A 17,511-nucleotide genomic window follows, 5' to 3' on the forward strand; every position below is an offset into this window, starting at 1 on the left:
TAAAATGATTCAGAGGCCTTTGTTTCGTGCAAAGGTCTCTCACGCTGGGGTTTGCCAGCGCGAATCACAAAGGAGGCAGATATGTCTGCAATGCCGGAACCTGTAAAATTTACCGACGCCGCGGCCCAGAAGGTCAGTGGCCTGATTGCCGATGAAGGCAACCCGGAGTTGAAACTGCGGGTGTATATCACCGGTGGCGGCTGTTCGGGCTTTCAGTATGGGTTTACCTTTGATGAAGCCCAGGCCGAAGACGACACAGTGGTGGAAAAAGAGGGCGTCAAACTGATGATTGACCCGATGAGTTTCCAGTATCTGATGGGCGCGCGCATTGATTATCTGGAGGATCTTCAGGGCGCGCGTTTTGTGATCGAAAACCCCAACGCTTCCACCACCTGTGGTTGCGGGTCGTCTTTCGGCGTGTGACCAACCGGCCCGTTCATCGGGCAAAACAGTCTATTTCCCATCAACACGGACAGCGCGGCACGCCTGATTCCGTGTTTTTATTTTCGCGTTAGGAAAACCACTATGGATTACATTCCCGGTCTGGCCGGCGTCCCGGCCACTGAATCAGAAATTTCATATATCGACGGCGAAAAAGGGCTTTTGACCTATCGCGGTTACGACATCATGGAACTGGCCGAACACTCGTCGTTTGAAGAGACCACTTTGTTGTTGCTGTTCGGCAAGCTGCCTGCCTACAAGGAACTGTATGATTTTGATGTGAAGCTGCGCAAGGCCAGACGGGTCAAATACAATCTGCGCGAAATCATGAAAAACCTGCCGCCGACCACACACCCGATGCACATGCTGCAGGTGGCAGTGGCGAGTCTGGCCAGTTTTTATCCCAGCACCGAATACATGAAAGGCGGCACCGAAAACCAGGATTACATCAACCAGGTCACGGTCAACATCATCTCGCACATGGGCACGCTGGTGGCGATGTGGGAACACATGCGCAACGGCTTTGATCCGGTCGAACCCCGCACCGATCTGACTTATGCGGAAAACTTTCTGTACATGGTCAACGGGGAAGAGCCGGACAAGGATTGGGCCCGTCTGCTGGATGCCTGTCTGATTCTGCACGCCGAGCACACCATCAATGCCTCCACTTTCACCACCATGGTCACCGGCTCCACGCTGGCCAACCCCTGTTCGGTGATTTCCTCGGCCATTGCGTCCCTGTCCGGGCCTCTGCATGGCGGGGCCAATCAGAAAGTGATCGAAATGCTGGAGGAAATCGGTCATCCCGAAAACGCGCGCGCCTACATCGAGAAGCGTCTGAGCGAGAAAAAAGTGATCTGGGGCATGGGCCACCGCGAATACAAAACCAAGGACCCGCGCGCCACGATCCTGCAGAAGCTGTCTTCCGAATTGCTGGAAAAGAAAAGCGACGAAGGTTCGCTCAGTCATTCGTTTGCCACGGCGATGGAAGTCGAGCGGGTGTGCGAAGAACTGCTCGGGCACAAAGGGGTCTACCCCAATGTGGATTTTTATTCGGGCATTCTGTACAAGGAAATGGGCTTTGATTCCGGCCTGTTTACGCCGATTTTCGCGGTGGCGCGTTCCGCTGGCTGGATGGCGCACTGGCGTGAGCAGTTGCAGAACAACAAGATTTTCCGTCCTACCCAGATTTACACCGGGGCCGGTGAGGCCTGCTATGTGCCCATTGAGCAACGCTGAGGCAGTGCGTCTGCTCTAGTGAAAGGACTTTTAGGGTAGCCACACCCCGCCGAGCACCGCATTGCGCTGAGCGCCGGTGACACTGGCCAGCGCAATCGGGCGCTGGGCCAGCCGTTCCCGGGCCAGCCAGGCCATCATGGTCGCTTCCACGGCTTCGGGCGGTACGCCCAGTTGCTCAGAGGTGCCAATCTCCGTCCCGTCACCGGCCGCCTTTTGCAATCGCTGCATCAGGGTGGCATTGCGGCTGCCGCCGCCCATCACATACATTTTCTTCGGCCATGCGCCACCGTTTTCCTGTTTCAGGGCGTTGCTCAGGCTCTGCACCGTCAGCTGGTTGAGGGTGCTCAACAGCGTCAAAGGCGAAGGCGCGGGGCGGGAATAGGTGTTCAGGCGTTCGGCCACCCACTGGGTATGGAAGGCATCGCGCCCCGTGCTTTTGGGGGCCGGACCGGCAAAATACGGGTCCTGCAGAAAATGTGCCAGCAGGTCCGGGTCGGGTGAGGTACTGGCAGCCAATTGGCCGTCGGCATCGTAGGGTTTTTGAAAATGCTGCTGGCAGAGTTCGTCCATCAGGCCATTGCCGGGACCGGTGTCCCAGCCCAGAACCGGCTGTCCTGGCCGAAACAGACTGATGTTGGCAATGCCGCCGATATTGATCAGTGCGCAACCGGCCGCGCAATCGGTTTCGCTTAATAAGGTTTGATGAAACGCCGGTGCCAGTGGCGCGCCCTCGCCACCCAATGCCATGTCGTCCACGCGGAAGTCGGCCACGGTGGGAATGCCGGTGCGTTTGGCAATGATGGCCGGATGACCGATCTGCAGGCTCATACCGGCTTCCGGGGCGTGAAAAATCGTTTGGCCGTGACTGCCGATGGCAGAGACTCGGTCCGGGTGAAGGGACTGGTTGGCCAGCAGGGCATTGGCCGCCGCCGCAAGCTGTTCTCCCAGAGTGCGCGAAAGTTCGGCAAACTCGGACAGAGCCAGTTGCGGGGCGCGGTTCAGGGCCATCAGTTTGTCGCGCAAGGGTTGGGGATAGGGCAGGCTGACGTGGGCCAGCAGTTGGGGCCGCTCATCAAAACGGACCAGCACCGCATCGGTAGCATCCAGGCTGGTGCCAGTCATCAGGCCGATGTAAAGCGGTTTGTCGTTCATGTCACACTCGCTTTGGGTCACCCCGCATTGATAGATGGCGTCGTGCGGCTGTGTTTCAGTCGAAGCGACGGGCCAGCTGGGTGTGAGGGTTGAGTCGTTCCAGTTGCGCCATCATCAGACCGGCCTGTTGCTGAAAGCGGTGACGGTGTTTTTCCGGCACCGGATTCGCGTCCGGCAGTTTCACTTTCAGCGGGTCCACATGGCGGCCATTTTTTCGGAATTCGTAATGCAGGTGCGGGCCGGTGGCCAGGCCGGACTGGCCGATGTAGCCGATGACATCGCCCTGTTTGACCCAGCTGCCTTTCTTGTATTTGCCAAACCGGGACATGTGGGCATAAACGGTGGTGAAACGGTTGGCGTGTTTGATGTACATCACCCGCCCGTAACTGCGGCTCCATTCCCGTTTGACGATCTGGCCGTCGCCGGTGGCCCGGATCGGCGTGCCGGTGGGTCCACCGTAGTCGACACCGCGATGGGCGCGCCATTTTTTGAGCACCGGGTGATAGCGTTTGGGTTTGTAGCGCGAGGTGATGCGCACATAGTCCACCGGGTTGCGCAGAAAGGCTTTGCGCAGGTTGGCACCGTCCATGTCGTAATAGCCGATGTTCTGTTTGCCCGCCTCGTCCCTTAGCAGAAAGGCGGTGTGGGTGCTGTCACGGCCGGTGTTGATCTGGGCGGCAATGATGTCGCCGTCCCCGATGTATTCGCCGTCAATATAGCGTTTCTCGTAAATCACGCGGAAGGGATCCCCAGAGCGTAATTGACGGATAAAATCGATTTCCCAGGCAAACACGTCCGCCAGATTCATAATGGTCCTGGGACTCAGGTCCTGGGCTTCGGCGCTGAGGTAAAACGAATCGTTGATTTCGCCGGAAGCCGTGGCCAGCCGAATCTCAACCGGGTGCTCGAGCTTTTTCAGCTGAAAAACGCTGTCGGCGTTGTTGTCGGCGCGGGTCAGGCGGTAGGTGATCGCTTTGCTGGGATGGCGTTCGATTTTCTGCACACGGTTGGCCTGGTCCAGCCAGACGTGCAAGGTGTCGCCCTGCCGCAACCGGGTCAGCCAGCCGCTGTTTTCGGTCTGACCGATCTGCCAGCTCAGGCGGGAGGAAAGCCCCAGTTCATCCAGCGCTTCAGACAGGGAGCCGTTGGCGGGAATGGTGACGCTGTGATGGGTCCATTGTTCGGGGCTGGCATCGGTTTGCGACGCTTCGGACGCATTGCTTGTGGCGGCATTGGGCGGCGGCAAAGGCAAGCTGGCGACATGCTGAGTGGTGGCTTGCTCCGTGGCCGAAGCGGCGGCCAGCTGGACCAGAAACAGGAACACCAGCGCCATGAGAAGCGTGAATTGTAAAATTGTTCGTGTGGCCGTCACAATTGTGCTCTCACCTTGTTGATCGTTATTCGATGCCTTGCGATGGTGTGATTCCGACCATCGGCAGGCCCTTGATGCGCCGTTTCTGGCATTCTAGCCGAAACCGGCGCGATGACGCCAGACTAAGCCCCAAAAATTTTCACTCGAATCCGGCAGGTGTGACCCCCGTCATGCGCTTCGCAGCCCAGAAATTCGTGGCGGTTGACCCGACACCAGTTTTCCATGTCTTTGGGCGCACCCGGGTCCGTGGACTGGACCTCAATGACCCAGTCTGGTTGCACGCGGTTTTGGTCGTGGCTTTGGTCGTTTGGATCGGTGTTTTTACAAGCAAGGTTGGTGCCGTTTTTCAATTGACGAATGGTTTGTTGCAACTTGATCACCGGCATTGGGCACTTTAGGCCGCTGACATCCAGAGGAATGGTTTCAGAAGAAGGTGCGTCGATTTTGTCTGTCTCCATTGCCTTGCCGCACCAGTTGGGGGGTGCTTAGGGGGAATTGCCGCCGTGTCACGGCGCAGCCTGTCTGCTATAATACGGGCATTTTTCGCGACAGGCAATCCTGGGAAGCGTTTTGACGCGGTTTTAATGCTGTTTTAACTAGCCCGAATGTTTTATGAATTTGTGCAGAGGTCACGCAGGAACTTGTTTCCACAAGGCAATTTTTGAGGAAGTGCCGTATCGGCGATTACGGCCGACTGAGAAAATATGCCTTGTGGAATCAAGGGGCAAGCGAGATCGGCGCAAATTTATGAAATATTCGGGCCAAGCCTGGTAGGTTTTGCCATTGCTTTCAACCATCGAACATAGGAAACCATTGTGTCAGATCAAGCCAATTCCGCTGCCACGGATGTGACCACGTTTCAGGGACTGATTCAAACCCTGCAGGCCTTCTGGGCATCGCACGGGTGTGTGGTGATGCAGCCTTACGACAATGAAATGGGCGCCGGGACTTTTCATCCGGCCACCTTTTTGCGTTCCATCGGTCCTGAGCCTTGGCGGGCGGCGTATGTGCAGCCCTGCCGGCGGCCAACCGACGGACGTTACGGCGACAATCCCAACCGTCTGCAACATTATTACCAGTTTCAGGTGGTGCTCAAGCCTTCCCCGGAAAACATTCAGGAACTCTATCTGGATTCGTTGCGCGCACTGGGCATTGACCCGCTGGAGCACGACATCCGTTTTGTCGAAGACAACTGGGAATCGCCGACGCTCGGTGCCTGGGGTCTGGGCTGGGAAGTGTGGATGAATGGCATGGAAGTCACGCAGTTCACCTATTTTCAGCAGGTCGGCGGTCTGGAATGCCGCCCGGTCACCGGCGAGATCACCTACGGTCTGGAGCGCATTGCCATGTATCTGCAGAAGGTCAACAGCGTGTACGACCTGACCTGGGTCGACGGGCCTGACAGCAAAGTGACATATGGCGATGTGTTTCACCAGAACGAAGTGGAAATGTCGACCTACAATTTCGAGAAAGCCAATACCGATCACCTTTTCCGTCAATTTGACGAGTGCGAAGCCGTGTTTGCCACGCTGGTGGAAGATCGGTTGCCGCTGCCGGCCTATGAGCAGGTTCTCAAGGCCTCGCATGCGTTCAACCTGCTGGACGCGCGTCATGCGATCAGTGTGACCGAGCGGGCCCGCTTTATCGGCCGGGTTCGGGACATGGCCCGGCAGATTGCGCAGGCCTATTACGACGGTCGCGAGGCTCTGGGCTTCCCATTGGTGAAGTCGGCAAAAAACACGGACAAGGACGCGTGAGATGACGGAAAAACGAGAAGATTTTTTGTTGGAAATCGGCACGGAAGAGCTGCCGCCCAATGCACTGAAAACGCTTTCCGAAGCCCTGGGAAAAGGACTGGAGTCGGCGTTGCAGGACGCCGAGCTGGCGTACGAATCGGCCGAGGTGTTTGCCAGTCCCAGACGCTTGGCCGTGCGCATCAATCAGTGTCAGGTGCGTCAGGCCGACAAACAGGTCGAGCGCAAAGGCCCGGCCAAAAAAGCGGCGTTTGACGATCAGGGTCAGCCGACCAAGGCGGCGGAAGGCTTTGCCCGCAGTTGCGGCTTGTCGGTGAATCAGCTTGAGGAAGTGGATACCCCCAAAGGCGTTTGGCTGGTGGCCCGTCTGACCGAAACCGGCCAGGACACCCCGGCGCTGTTGCCGGCGATGATCGAGTCGGCCGTACAACGTCTGCCCATTCCCAAGCGGATGCGCTGGGGCGACTCCGACGTGAGTTTTGTGCGTCCGGTGCACTGGGTGGTGATGCTCTGGGGCACCGAGACCTTGCCGGTGACACTGTTGGGAAAACAGGCAGGCAACCAGACCTATGGTCACCGTTTTCATGCGCCGGGGGCGATTGCCTTGCCGCAGCCACGTGATTACGAGCTGGCTTTGCGTCATCAGGGCTTTGTGGAACCGGATTTTGCGCACCGCCGCGCCCGGATCGAAACCATGGTCACGGAAGCGGCAGAGACCGAAGGTGGTCGCGCTGAAATCGATCCGGCGCTGTTGAATGAGGTGACGGCGCTGAACGAATGGCCCAGTGCGGTGGTCGGCGACTTTGACACACGCTTTCTGGCGGTGCCGCCGGAAGCGTTGATTTCGGCGATGAAAGGCCATCAGAAATACTTTCACCTGCTCGACGCCGACGACCGGTTGATGGCCAAATTCATTACCATCACCAACATTGAAAGCCGTCGGCCCGAATCGGTTAAGGAAGGCAATGAGCGGGTGATTCGTCCGCGTCTGAGCGACGCCCGTTTTTTCTGGGATCAGGACCGCAAACAGCCGCTGGACGATTTTCTGCCCCGTCTCAAAACCGTGGTGTTTCAGCAGAAGCTGGGCACTTTGTTTGACAAGGTGGAGCGTCTGGAAACGCTGACGGTCAAAATCGGGCGTCCTTTGCTGGGCGAAGGCCTGTCGGCGGCACAGCTGGAACGGGCCGCGCGCCTGAGCAAATGCGATCTGATGACCGAAATGGTGGACGAATTTCCCGATCTTCAGGGGGTGATGGGCCGTTATTATGCCCAGGCACAGCAGGAAGAACCGGCGGTGGCCGATGCGATTGAAAGTCAGTATCGGCCCCGTTTTGCCGGGGACGCCTTGCCGGATCATCCGGTGGGGCAGGCCCTGGCGATTGCCGACAAGCTGGACACCATCACCGGCATTTACGGCATCGGTCAGATTCCGAAGGGCGACAAGGATCCGTTTGCTCTGCGTCGTTCGGCCTTGGGCCTGTTGCGGATCATGATCGAGAAGCAACTGGATCTGGATTTGATGGCCTTGATCCGGGCCAGCCTGTCGCTGCACCCGCAAGTCACCGACAGCGAGGACACGGTCGAAGCGATTTACGATTTTCTGATCGGTCGCCTCAAAGCTTATTACGCCGATCAGGGCGTGACCCCGGAACAGTTCGAAGCGGTCCGGGTTTGCCGTCCGGCGCACCCGCTGGATTTCGATCACCGGATCGAAGCGGTGCGCCACTTTGCCGACATGGACGAGGCGGGGGCACTTTCGGCGGCCAACAAGCGCATTGCCAACATTCTGAAAAAAGTGGATCAGTCTTTGCCGGAAGAGGTTGATACCCGCCTTTTTGAACAGAACGAAGAAAAAGCCCTGTTTGATGCGCTGGATGCCTTGCGCGAATCGGTCAGCGAGTCCATTGCCTCGCAGAATTACCGTGAAGCCCTGATTCGATTGGCGGCGATTCGCCAGCCGGTGGACGCGTTTTTTGATCAGGTGATGGTCATGGCCAAGGACGAAGCGGTCAAACAGAACCGTCTGGCATTGCTGCGTCAGATTTATGACCTTTTCGGGCAGGTGGCCGATATTTCCCGGCTGTCGAACTGAAGGGTGTGCAAATTCGATTCGGTTTCAAGCGCCCCTCTGCGGGCGTTTTTTGTTGGTTGGTTTTGTTGGTTCACAGGGAGTGTCAAAGTCGTTAAATGACCCGTTTTCGCGATATGATTGTGTTGGACCGAGACGGCGTGGTGAACGAGGATTCGGACGCCTTTATCAAACACCCGGATGAGTGGCGCGCGATTCCCCGCAGCCTGGAAGCCATTGCCCGATTGAAACAGGCCGGTTTCTATGTGGCGCTGGCGACCAACCAGTCCGGCATCCGGCGTGGCTATTATGACCGGGCCACCTTTTACGCCATGCAGCAAAAGCTGCAAAGACTGTTGCGTGCGCAGGCTTCGGGCGCTTCGGTGGACTGGGTCGGTTTCAGTCCTTATCTGGGCGAGGATGCCAGCCCGGCCCGAAAACCGGGGGTGGGCATGTTGCAGGCAATTGAACTGGCGACCGGGCGTGCATTGGCGGGCCGGGCATTTGTCGGCGACAGTCTGGGCGACATTCAGGCGGCGCAGCGATTTGGCATGCGTCCGATTCTGGTGCGCACCGGCAAGGGCGAGCGCACCCTGAAAACCGGCGATCCGGCCCTGACCTCGGTGCCGGTCTATGCCGACTTGTTTGAGGCCGTGGACGCATTGCTGGCCGAACCCGAATCATAAACCAGACCTGGTCAATTTAGGAGTACAACATCATGTCAAACATTGTGTTAAAAGGGCAATACAGCGTCTGGTTTGTGCGTTCGGTGTTCTACACCCTGGGCGAGGTGACCAGTATGGTGCTGTTTTCGGTGCTCGGGCAGGTGTTGCAGCCTTTTTCGGCGTCCATCAAGTACCGTTTTATCCATTACTGGGCCCGGTTTTGCGTGCTCTGGCTGCGCTGGACCTGCGGGGTGCATTATCGCGTGCATGGGCGTGAACACATCGATCCGAAACAGGCTGGTCTGATCCTTGCTAGACACGAGTCTACCTGGGAAACCTTTGCGTTTCAGGCGATTTTTCCCCAGCAAACGTTTGTGCTGAAGCGGGAGCTGTTGAAAGTGCCTTTTTTTGGCTGGGGACTGTCGTTGCTGGAACCGATTGCGATCGATCGGGGATCGGGGCGTCAGGCAATCAAACAGGTGGTAGAGAAAGGCACGGACCGGCTGGATCGCGGCATCTGGGTGGTGGTGTTTCCGGAAGGCACCCGGATGCCGCCCGGCGAGGCCGGAAAGATCAAGCCCGGCGCGGCCATGCTGGCCACCAAGGCGCAGAAACCGGTGTATCTGGTGGGGCACAATGCCGGTCAGTGCTGGCCGAAAGGGCGGTTTGTCAAACGTCCCGGTGTGATTGATGTGTACATCAGTCCGCCGATGGACGTGACGGGCAAGTCCGTCAGTGAAATCAACCAATTAACCGAGGAGTGGCTTCACTCGCATTCTGCGATTGACCTGATCAGCGAAGAGGGTGAAGTGCCATGACGTAATATGAGCAAAATTGCAACACTTGTTGGTGTGCTTACAGGGTTACTGATCGTGGTGCTGAATATGTTTGATTTCAGTACGGGACAGTTCCTGAGCGCTTTTGTGAATCCACAAGGGTTGCTGGTGGTTCTGGGAGGAACATTGGCAGCAACGCTGATCAATTACCCCCTGAATGACTTTCGGTGCGTCGGCAGTGGTTTGAAAAGGGTGTTTGTTGCTGAACCGCCTTCAGCCACGGACGCCATCACTGAAATCAACGAACTGAGCTACATTGCATTTCGTCATGGAACTCTGCAGTTGGAGAAAGAGATTGAACTGGTTGAAGACGGTTTTCTGCAATTTGCCTTGAATGAATTACTGGTTTATCGCGACTATGAGCAGCTGAAGCTGAGTCTTGACAATCACTTCAATACGATCCGACTGCGTCATCTCAACTGTCAGGAAATGTTTCACAATATGGCCTCTTATGCGCCGGCTTTTGGCATGATGGGAACGGTGATGGGGCTGATTATCATGATGACGACGCAAGTTGCCACCGGCGAAGCGACAGCGGTCGGAGCCGATTCAGAGAATATGCTAAACAGCTTGCTTCAGGGGATGGGGCTGGCATTGGTGACGACCTTCTACGGTGTGTTGTTTGCCAATTTTGTTTTTGTGCCGGTGGCTGGAAAACTCAAGGTGCTGTCGGATGCGGAGGCATTGAAGAATGAAATACTCATGCACGGCGTGCTGGGAATACATAAAAACGTGTCCCCCGCCATGCTCAAAGAGACATTGACTGCCTTTGTCAATGAGCGCAATAAAGCCAGATTGGCGCAGGACCTGAATGGTTCGGTTGATAGCTGAACCAATCAGGACAGGAGTCTGTCAGTGGGAAATTCGGTAGACAAAGCGTCAAAAAAACTGCTTCTGAACCGACTGAAACGGACAGAAAGCTGGCAACTCGTGTTTGTCGGTCTGTTTACTTCTCTGTTGGCGTTTTTTGTTTTGCTGATCTCACTGGTTGAAATCGAAGGTGTGCGGCCAGAACGGGATTATCAGCGCCTGATTCATACCCTGACCGAGGAAGTGCTGCACTCGAAAGAGTCTTTGGGGTTGTCCTGGCTGCACGTTGAAAACACCTTTTCCAAAGGCATCAAACTGACGATGTCACCCTCTCTTTTTGAAAACAAAAGTCTGTTTGAACCGGCAAGAGGCAAAATCAATCCCCGCTTTCTGCCCTACCTTAACCGTATTTCGGATTTACTGGTTGAACTCGATCTGCCAGGCGTCCCTGATCGCTATCGTAAATGGGTCAGCAGTCAGCACCGGTCAGACGAGCGTTTTCAGATCAGTGTTCGGGTTGAAGGGCATACCGATGCGCACCCTCTGGCACCCACGGCTATGTATCGGGACAATATCGCCTTGAGCAGTGTGCGTGCCTGGGCCATAATGAACTACGTTCGCATACGAAGCCGTCTGCCGGAAAGTCAGTTTGTGATTGCCGGTTACGGTGCGCAGGAACCTGTGGTGAATGATCCATATTCGCCGGTTAACCGTCGTGTGGAAATTTATTTGCAGCCGGAAAATGTGCCGGTCCCGACTACGTCGAAAGAGGTCCGTTGATGCAACTCAGTGCCATGAAAGCGCGCAGTGGCTGGTTGTTTTCGTTTGCCGATATGGTCACTTTGCTGATCACGTTTTTTATTATGATGATTGTGCTCAATAAGGGAGAGATTACCCGTCTGCAGAAATGGAGTGAAGTGCAACTGGACCGGTCTTATGATCACCTTTCGCAGCAGCTGAACGCGACAGCACTGGATGACATGTTTGTGCTTCAACGCGAGACAAAGGGTTTGACTCTGGATTTGCGGCATCCTGAAGCTTTTGTTCGCGGAGGGTATGCCCTTGAAAAACCGGTTGCAGATGGGTTTGAAAAACTGGCAGGACTTCTGGAAAATCTGCCTGTTCTGGCTTCCCCTCACGACGATCTGCCTCCGGCCATTCGTCGATATGTTGAAAAAGAACATTATAAGTGGGTTGCAGCCATACGGATTGAAGGGCACACAGACCAAAGCCGTATTGACCCTCGTTCGGCTTTGCGCAATAACTGGTTTCTGAGCAGTATGAGAGCGCAGTCCGTTCGAACTGTCATGGCGGAGAACTCAACATTGGCACCATGGCTGGCCATTTCCGGGTACGGTGCCCAGCGTCCCATCCGTTTTGAGAAAAGCGCGGAAGCTCAAGCGCTTAATCGGCGGGTGACTTTAACGATTTCAGCCGGGTTTGAAAAGGAAAGAGGCAAAGAGCCAAACCCGGAATCGGACTAATCCCCCCGAATGTGTCAGGAAGTGGTACCGACCTGCATGGTTTCTTTCCGGTACTGAGAAAAGTATTTCCCTCGCCTGTTGAACAGGCCCTTCGTTGGCGCGAAAGATCCATTGAAAAAGTTTCTGGATAAGTTTTGTCTTATTGGCAGAGTTTCAATGCGTAAAATACGTGATTGACTTGAATGAAGGACGCATTATCGCCCATTAATGCAAAGCCGTGTCTGTCCAAGAGTTTTTAAGCTTTTGAAAGTAAAGGAAAAATATTTTTTTTGATTCAGGTTGCTTTGATTTTCTCTTTTTGTTGGTCGAGAGCGAATCGAAGCGTTACCGGGATGAGTTGTGCTCATCAGTCTGTGGATAACTTTGTGAACAATGTTGGACTCAGTGACGTGTATCAGGGAGTCAGGACGTGGACGTCGGCAATTGCCAGTCAATCGGCGTCTGCCCCTGTTGCTGCAGCCAGGTGTTGGCCTGGGAGAAAGGGCGACTGCCGAAAAATCCCCGATAGGCGGAAAGCGGCGACGGGTGAGGGCTTTGCAGAACCAGATGGCGGCTGGCATCAATCAGGCGCCCTTTTTTCTGAGCGTAGCCGCCCCAGAGAAAAAAGACCAGGCCACTTCGTTCTTGGTTTAAGGTCTCGATCACCTTGTCGGTAAAGCGCTCCCAGCCTTTGTTTTGGTGTGAGCCGGGCTTGCCGGCTTCCACCGTCAGAACGGCGTTGAGCAACAACACGCCCTGATCGGCCCAGGGTTGCAAATAACCACAGTGACGGTTGTCGACGCCCAGATCCTGCAACAACTCTTTATTGATGTTTTGCAGTGATTTAGGCAGTGGCAGAACGTGGGGCTGAACCGAAAAACACAGCCCGTGTGCGTGGCCGGGTGTGGGGTAGGGGTCCTGACCGAGGATCACCACCTTGACCTGGTCAAAGGGGGTGGAATTGAGCGCCTGAAACCATTGATGGCCTTTGGGCAGGATCTGTTTGTGTTGTTTTTCCGCCTTCAGAAAGGCCTTGAGCTCGGCCATGTAGGGTTGATCGAATTGGTCGCCTATCCGCTGTAACCAACTGGGATCAAGTTGAATGCTTGCCTGATTCATAACGTTATTTGAGGTTGGGTTCGACTGATTAGGGGCTTAACCTTGTTAATGACCAGGCCTGGTTAAAATGGCCTCCCTGATCCTGGGTGCACTCATACCGAAAACGGTCGTGCAGACGGTTTTCACGTCCTTGCCAGAATTCGAATCGCTGCGGGCGCAGGTTGTAACCGCCCCAGTGTTCCGGGCAATCGATCTCCAGCCCCTGTTCGCTGTCGGCGATTTGAACGTTTTGTTCCAGGGTTCTGCGTCCCGGCAGGGGCTGGCTTTGCTCGGACACCAGTGCGACCAGCTGGCTGTCGCGCGGACGGGTCTGAAAGTAAGCCTGATTGGTGGCGGCATCGGTTTTTTCAACCACGCCTTCAATCCGAATCTGGCGTTCCAGTTCCGGCCAGTAAAACAGCAGCGCGGCTTTGGGTTGCTGTGCCAGCTCGTGTCCTTTGTCGCTGTTGTAATGGGTGTAGAACACGAACCCTTTGGTGTCCATCGATTTGAGCAGCACGATGCGACTGTGCGGTTGGCCCTCGGCATCGACCGTGGCCAGGCTCATCGCGGTCGGATCTTTGACCCCTTCGCCGATGGCGGCTTGAAGCCATTCGTCAAACTGTTGGAAAGGGTCCAGGTGCAGTTGACCGCGTTCCAGCGAGCCGCGCTGATAGTCACGGCGTTCGTGATGAAAGTTACCGGATGGCGGCGTGTTGTCATCGTCCATGTTCGAGTCCTGTCGTTACCGGGTCGCTGTGGTTTGAAACCACCCCGGTTAGGGGGTAATATAACTCGCGCTTGCCGAAAGGAGCGATCCAACAACGGAATCCCTCAACGGTAAGCAGACAGAGTCCCATGCCTGTTTTGAACGCTTGAGGAAAGGACTCTGTAAGCATCTTAACCTAATTGTCGGTGCCTTGCCAATCTACGGACAGGCCATCAGAAGGAGTGACCGAGGTGAGTCAGGATTACAACGCCGCAGAAATCGAGGTTTTGACCGGATTGGACCCGGTGCGCAAGCGCCCGGGCATGTACACCGATACGGCCAGGCCCAATCATCTTGCGCAAGAGGTGATCGATAACAGCGTGGACGAAGCGCTGGCCGGGCATGCCGACACCATTGAGGTGGTGCATCACGCCGATGGCTCCATGTCGGTGTCCGATAACGGTCGAGGCATGCCGGTGGACGAACACCCGGAACAGAAAAAACCGGGGGTGGAAGTGATTCTGAGCACCCTGCATGCCGGGGGCAAGTTTTCCAATAAATCCTATCAGTTTGCCGGCGGCCTTCACGGGGTCGGGGTTTCGGTGGTCAATGCTCTGTCGACGCGGGTTGAAATTGAGATCAAGCGGGGCGGCCAGCGCCATCAGACGGCGTTCGAAGCCGGTGAATGTGTGGAACCGCTGCAGGCGGTGGGCAAGGTGGGCAAGAAAAACACCGGCACCCGGCTGCGATTCTGGCCGGAGGCGCAGTTTTTCGATACCACCAAATTTGCGCTGGGCAAACTCAAGCATTTGATGCGGGCCAAGGCGGTGCTTTGTTCCGGTCTGACCATCCACTTTACCGACGAAGTCAGTGATGAAACCGTCACCTGGTATTACGAGTCCGGTTTGAGCGATTACTTGAATCAAGCGCTTGACGATGTGGAACGGGTGCCGGAGGCCGGGTTTGTGGGCGAAGCCCATGGCGAACACGAAGGCGTGGACTGGGCCATGACCTGGCTGGCCGAACCGGCCGAAACCCTGTTGGAGAGTTACGTCAACCTGATTCCCACGCCTCAGGGCGGTACCCACGTCAATGGTTTGCGCGCCGGGACCACCGATGCGATCCGCGAGTTCTGCGAATTTCACAATCTGCTGCCGCGTGGGGTCAAAATCAGCCCGGAGGACGTGTGGCAGAATGTGGCCTTTGTGCTGTCGGCCAAGTTGCGCGAACCCCAGTTTGCCGGACAGACCAAGGAGCGTTTGTCGTCGCGGGAATGCGTGCCCTTTATTTCCGGCGTGGTCAAAGACAGTCTGAGTCTGTGGTTGAACCAGCACACCGAAACCGCGCAGCAGATTGCCGAACTGGTGATCCGCAATGCGCAGAGCCGCAATAAAAAAGCCAAAAAGGTCACGCGTAAAAAAATCACCTCCGGTCCGGCGCTGCCGGGCAAGCTGGCCGACTGCACCGAATCCGATCTGCAGATGACCGAGCTGTTTCTGGTGGAAGGGGATTCGGCTGGCGGCTCGGCCAAACAGGCGCGTGACAAGATTTTTCAGGCCATCATGCCGCTGCGGGGTAAGATTCTGAACACCTGGGAGGTCGATTCCTCTGAGGTGTTGGCGTCCAATGAAATTCATGACATTTCCGTGGCCATCGGGGTGGACCCGGATTCCGAGGATCTGTCCGGCTTGCGTTACGGCAAGGTCTGCATTCTGGCCGACGCCGATTCCGATGGCGCGCACATTGCCACCCTGATCTGCGCCCTGTTTGTGAAGCATTTTCCGCGATTGGTTCAAAACGGCCATGTCTATGTGGCCATGCCGCCGCTGTATCGGGTGGATGTGGGCAAACAGGTGTTTTATGCGCTGGACGAATCCGAGCGCGAAGGTCTGCTGGACCGCATTCAGACGGAAAAGTTGCCGGGCAAGGTGCAGGTGACCCGATTCAAGGGGCTGGGGGAAATGAGCCCGGTGCAATTGCGTGAAACCACCATGCAGCCAGCCACCCGGCGTTTGATTCAGTTGTCACTGGGCGAAGAGGACACCGAGCCGATGATGGACAAGCTGCTGGCAAAAAAACGTTCGGCCGACCGGCGGGTCTGGCTGGAAGAGAAAGGCGATCTGGCCGAGGTGATTTAATATGGTTTCTCAAGGCGTATGGATTACCAGTGGTTTGATTTTGCTGGGGTTCTGGGGGTTGAACCATTTGTCGAAAACCCTGATCAAAAAACTCAGTGATTTCAAACAGGTGCCTTTTGGGCGCTATCAGCAGATTTACAAATATTTTCGCGCCATTCTGACCATCCTGGCCGGGGTGGCGCTGATGCTGGTCTGGGGGGTGGATTACAAGGGCTTGGTCGTGGTGGCCACATCGGTGCTGGCCATGCTGGCGGTGGCGCTGGTGGCTCAGTGGTCGATTCTGAGCAATATCACGGCGGGCGTGGTGATCTTTTTTGCGTTTCCGATTCGGATTGGCGACCGCATGGAGGTCATTGACGGTGCCTCTTCCGTTCAGGGTGAAATCGTGGAAATCACCCTGTTTCATGTGATTCTGAAGGAAAGCAACGGGCAATGGTTGTCTTATCCCAATAACCTGGTGTTGCAGAAAGCGGTGCGCAAACTGCCCAGGGACGCAGAGGACAAAAAACCGGCGCTGGCCAGTCTGCAAAAACGATTGGCTCAGCGTGATTCCGCTGGCGTCAAATAAATCACCAGGCCTGGTAAAAAATCAAGTGGGGTTGCTGGCCTTGTAGCCGTAGCGTTCGCTCAAGTCGTGCAAACGCTGCTTGTAATCCAGAAAGTCCTGAAGGATGGCGCGGGTATGCTCGTCCTGTTCTTCAAGCTCCAGCGAGAGCAGAAAACCGTGTTCGGTGGCGTGGCGATGGCGCACATAGCCATGCAGGCACATCTGGTTGAATTCGCCCAGTGCCGGCAGTTCAAAACGCACTTCCAGACGGATGCCGATGCCGGCATTTTTGGGGCTTTCAATCGCCAGCCCTTTGGTGGAAATTTCCTGCAGACGGCCTTCCACTTCCACCGTCTGGCCTTTGATGATGGCTTTGCGGTCGGTTTGCGTCGAGGGCGCATAAAACAGGGTCATAATGGCCGTCTCATAAGTGGTCCACGCTGTGGTGGCGGGCAATGAAATCCCGGATCTGACTTTGGGTGTGAGGGGGGATGTCAACAAACTCGACCCCGGTCAGGTATTGCTGGCGGACCTTGACGCTGCGGCGGCTTTGCGCCCGCAGATGAAGCGGTTTTACACCGGTGTTGGGCAACTGAAAATCCAGCGTGACGGTTTCCCCATCCGGCACCGGTGCCTCGGACACAAACCCGGCTCCGATGATGGAGATGTCAAGCATGGTGCCGCGCAGGTCTGTGGAAGCCGTCCTGTCCTCGGCCGGATCGGTTTGGGAAAAATGAATCTGAACCGGGCGTTCGGTGGCAACGCGTTCGGCCCGGCGTCGTTCAATACCGCTTGGGGAGGTGGGTGCAAGCATAAGGGGAATCGATTGATTGTTTCGTTAAAAGCTTTATGATAAAACAATTCGCCGCAACAAGTCCATGAGGAGTGCCCCATGCACACAGAAACATTCACGGTCGACAACATCAAATGTGGCGGCTGCGCCAGTCAGATCGAACGCAAACTGGGTCAGATTGACGGGGTGGCCTCGGTCACGGTCTCGGTCGAAGAAGGGCTCGTGGTCCTGCAAACCGATGAACAGGCCGCTGAAAACAGCCTGGACGCGGCGCGCGCGCAATTAGCTTCGATGGGGTATCCGGTGTCGGGAAGTGTCTCGGGTCTTTCGGCGCTGGGCGCCAAAGCCAAGTCGTTTGTGTCCTGTGCCATTGGCAAATCCGGCTCCCGATCGTCTGATTGACGCCATAACCGCATTCGATCCGCA

19 protein-coding genes are annotated in these 17,511 nt (G+C 56.0%); 12 read left to right on the plus strand and 7 right to left on the minus strand.

Annotated features, from left to right (window positions below; genetic code table 11):
* Positions 1 to 81: 81 nt before the first annotated feature.
* On the plus strand, positions 82 to 423 hold the full coding sequence (gene erpA / locus A377_RS0106600) for an iron-sulfur cluster insertion protein ErpA (protein ID WP_028485329.1): 342 nt from the start codon (positions 82 to 84) through the stop codon (positions 421 to 423).
* 102 nt (positions 424 to 525) lie between these two features.
* The gene (locus A377_RS0106605; RefSeq protein WP_019895458.1) at positions 526 to 1,680 is read left to right on the plus strand and encodes a citrate synthase; all 1,155 of its coding nucleotides are present in this window, start codon (positions 526 to 528) and stop codon (positions 1,678 to 1,680) included.
* A 30-nt stretch (positions 1,681 to 1,710) separates the two neighbouring features.
* Here the strand turns inward: A377_RS0106605 and A377_RS0106610 are convergent, their stop codons facing one another.
* From A377_RS0106610 to A377_RS12110, 3 genes are all read right to left on the minus strand, one after another.
* The gene (locus A377_RS0106610) at positions 1,711 to 2,832 is read right to left on the minus strand and encodes an anhydro-N-acetylmuramic acid kinase (protein WP_019895459.1); all 1,122 of its coding nucleotides are present in this window, start codon (positions 2,830 to 2,832) and stop codon (positions 1,711 to 1,713) included.
* A gap of 55 nt (positions 2,833 to 2,887) precedes the next feature.
* Positions 2,888 to 4,165, minus strand: a complete 1,278-nt coding sequence (locus A377_RS0106615) for a M23 family metallopeptidase (RefSeq protein ID WP_019895461.1) — start codon at positions 4,163 to 4,165, stop codon at positions 2,888 to 2,890.
* A 161-nt stretch (positions 4,166 to 4,326) separates the two neighbouring features.
* Positions 4,327 to 4,662 carry a sulfurtransferase TusA family protein gene (locus A377_RS12110; protein ID WP_083919121.1) on the minus strand — a complete coding sequence of 112 codons (336 nt, stop codon included), beginning with the start codon at positions 4,660 to 4,662 and terminating at the stop codon, positions 4,327 to 4,329.
* Positions 4,663 to 5,019: 357 nt separating this feature from the next.
* Here A377_RS12110 and glyQ point away from each other — a divergent pair, with 357 nt between their 5' ends.
* The 7 genes from glyQ to A377_RS0106655 all read left to right on the plus strand — a co-directional run bounded on the left by glyQ (position 5,020) and on the right by A377_RS0106655 (position 11,821).
* The gene (glyQ, locus tag A377_RS0106625) at positions 5,020 to 5,961 is read left to right on the plus strand and encodes a glycine--tRNA ligase subunit alpha (protein ID WP_019895463.1); all 942 of its coding nucleotides are present in this window, start codon (positions 5,020 to 5,022) and stop codon (positions 5,959 to 5,961) included.
* Position 5,962: 1 nt separating this feature from the next.
* On the plus strand, positions 5,963 to 8,050 hold the full coding sequence (gene glyS / locus A377_RS0106630; protein WP_019895464.1) for a glycine--tRNA ligase subunit beta: 2,088 nt from the start codon (positions 5,963 to 5,965) through the stop codon (positions 8,048 to 8,050).
* Positions 8,051 to 8,145: 95 nt separating this feature from the next.
* Positions 8,146 to 8,712, plus strand: a complete 567-nt coding sequence (locus A377_RS0106635) for an HAD-IIIA family hydrolase (RefSeq protein ID WP_028485331.1) — start codon at positions 8,146 to 8,148, stop codon at positions 8,710 to 8,712.
* Between the two features lie 32 nt (positions 8,713 to 8,744).
* Positions 8,745 to 9,509, plus strand: coding sequence for a lysophospholipid acyltransferase family protein (locus A377_RS0106640; protein ID WP_019895467.1), 765 nt, complete (start codon positions 8,745 to 8,747; stop codon positions 9,507 to 9,509).
* Positions 9,510 to 9,515: 6 nt separating this feature from the next.
* Positions 9,516 to 10,358 (plus strand): motility protein A, encoded by an 843-nt coding sequence (locus tag A377_RS0106645; protein WP_019895468.1) that lies wholly within the window; start codon positions 9,516 to 9,518, stop codon positions 10,356 to 10,358.
* A gap of 24 nt (positions 10,359 to 10,382) precedes the next feature.
* On the plus strand, positions 10,383 to 11,117 hold the full coding sequence (locus tag A377_RS0106650) for an OmpA/MotB family protein (protein WP_019895469.1): 735 nt from the start codon (positions 10,383 to 10,385) through the stop codon (positions 11,115 to 11,117).
* Between the two features lie 14 nt (positions 11,118 to 11,131).
* A complete protein-coding gene (locus A377_RS0106655; protein WP_169338011.1) occupies positions 11,132 to 11,821 on the plus strand; it encodes an OmpA/MotB family protein in 690 nt (229 codons plus the stop codon).
* A gap of 402 nt (positions 11,822 to 12,223) precedes the next feature.
* On the opposite strand, the gene ung is transcribed toward A377_RS0106655, so the two are convergent.
* Both ung and pdxH read right to left on the minus strand, forming a co-directional pair.
* Positions 12,224 to 12,919, minus strand: a complete 696-nt coding sequence (ung, locus tag A377_RS0106660) for a uracil-DNA glycosylase (RefSeq protein ID WP_019895473.1) — start codon at positions 12,917 to 12,919, stop codon at positions 12,224 to 12,226.
* A gap of 28 nt (positions 12,920 to 12,947) precedes the next feature.
* On the minus strand, positions 12,948 to 13,628 hold the full coding sequence (gene pdxH / locus A377_RS0106665) for a pyridoxamine 5'-phosphate oxidase (RefSeq protein WP_019895474.1): 681 nt from the start codon (positions 13,626 to 13,628) through the stop codon (positions 12,948 to 12,950).
* 230 nt (positions 13,629 to 13,858) lie between these two features.
* Here pdxH and parE point away from each other — a divergent pair, with 230 nt between their 5' ends.
* Positions 13,859 to 15,745 carry a DNA topoisomerase IV subunit B gene (parE, locus tag A377_RS0106670; RefSeq protein ID WP_028485332.1) on the plus strand — a complete coding sequence of 629 codons (1,887 nt, stop codon included), beginning with the start codon at positions 13,859 to 13,861 and terminating at the stop codon, positions 15,743 to 15,745.
* A gap of 1 nt (position 15,746) precedes the next feature.
* A complete protein-coding gene (locus A377_RS0106675) occupies positions 15,747 to 16,313 on the plus strand; it encodes a mechanosensitive ion channel domain-containing protein (RefSeq protein ID WP_019895476.1) in 567 nt (188 codons plus the stop codon).
* Between the two features lie 21 nt (positions 16,314 to 16,334).
* Here the strand turns inward: A377_RS0106675 and A377_RS0106680 are convergent, their stop codons facing one another.
* Complete coding sequence (locus tag A377_RS0106680; protein ID WP_169338012.1) at positions 16,335 to 16,748, minus strand: PilZ domain-containing protein; 414 nt, start codon at positions 16,746 to 16,748, stop codon at positions 16,335 to 16,337.
* On the minus strand, positions 16,717 to 17,106 hold the full coding sequence (locus A377_RS0106685; RefSeq protein ID WP_019895479.1) for a PilZ domain-containing protein: 390 nt from the start codon (positions 17,104 to 17,106) through the stop codon (positions 16,717 to 16,719). The genes A377_RS0106680 and A377_RS0106685 overlap by 32 nt, the downstream gene beginning before the upstream one ends.
* Before the next feature lie 78 nt (positions 17,107 to 17,184).
* Here A377_RS0106685 and A377_RS0106690 point away from each other — a divergent pair, with 78 nt between their 5' ends.
* Entirely contained in the window at positions 17,185 to 17,487 is a 303-nt protein-coding gene (locus A377_RS0106690) for a heavy-metal-associated domain-containing protein (protein ID WP_019895480.1), read from the plus strand.
* Positions 17,488 to 17,511 lie beyond the last annotated feature (24 nt).

It is taken from the genome of Hydrogenovibrio halophilus DSM 15072 (assembly GCF_000384235.1).
GTDB classification, from domain to species: Bacteria; Pseudomonadota; Gammaproteobacteria; order Thiomicrospirales; family Thiomicrospiraceae; genus Hydrogenovibrio; species Hydrogenovibrio halophilus.

Coding starts and splice junctions, on each gene's coding strand:
- A377_RS0106675 (WP_019895476.1), top strand. CDS start 15,747: ATGGTTTCTCAAGGCGTATGGATTACCAGTGGTTTGATTTTGCTGGGG.
- A377_RS0106605 (WP_019895458.1), top strand. CDS start 526: ATGGATTACATTCCCGGTCTGGCCGGCGTCCCGGCCACTGAATCAGAA.
- A377_RS0106685 (WP_019895479.1), bottom strand. CDS start 17,106: ATGCTTGCACCCACCTCCCCAAGCGGTATTGAACGACGCCGGGCCGAA.
- A377_RS0106690 (WP_019895480.1), top strand. CDS start 17,185: ATGCACACAGAAACATTCACGGTCGACAACATCAAATGTGGCGGCTGC.
- A377_RS12110 (WP_083919121.1), bottom strand. CDS start 4,662: ATGGAGACAGACAAAATCGACGCACCTTCTTCTGAAACCATTCCTCTG.
- A377_RS0106640 (WP_019895467.1), top strand. CDS start 8,745: ATGTCAAACATTGTGTTAAAAGGGCAATACAGCGTCTGGTTTGTGCGT.
- A377_RS0106610 (WP_019895459.1), bottom strand. CDS start 2,832: ATGAACGACAAACCGCTTTACATCGGCCTGATGACTGGCACCAGCCTG.
- glyS (WP_019895464.1), top strand. CDS start 5,963: ATGACGGAAAAACGAGAAGATTTTTTGTTGGAAATCGGCACGGAAGAG.
- A377_RS0106655 (WP_169338011.1), top strand. CDS start 11,132: ATGAAAGCGCGCAGTGGCTGGTTGTTTTCGTTTGCCGATATGGTCACT.
- pdxH (WP_019895474.1), bottom strand. CDS start 13,628: ATGGACGATGACAACACGCCGCCATCCGGTAACTTTCATCACGAACGC.
- A377_RS0106635 (WP_028485331.1), top strand. CDS start 8,146: ATGACCCGTTTTCGCGATATGATTGTGTTGGACCGAGACGGCGTGGTG.
- A377_RS0106645 (WP_019895468.1), top strand. CDS start 9,516: ATGAGCAAAATTGCAACACTTGTTGGTGTGCTTACAGGGTTACTGATC.
- erpA (WP_028485329.1), top strand. CDS start 82: ATGTCTGCAATGCCGGAACCTGTAAAATTTACCGACGCCGCGGCCCAG.
- A377_RS0106615 (WP_019895461.1), bottom strand. CDS start 4,165: ATGGCGCTGGTGTTCCTGTTTCTGGTCCAGCTGGCCGCCGCTTCGGCC.
- ung (WP_019895473.1), bottom strand. CDS start 12,919: ATGAATCAGGCAAGCATTCAACTTGATCCCAGTTGGTTACAGCGGATA.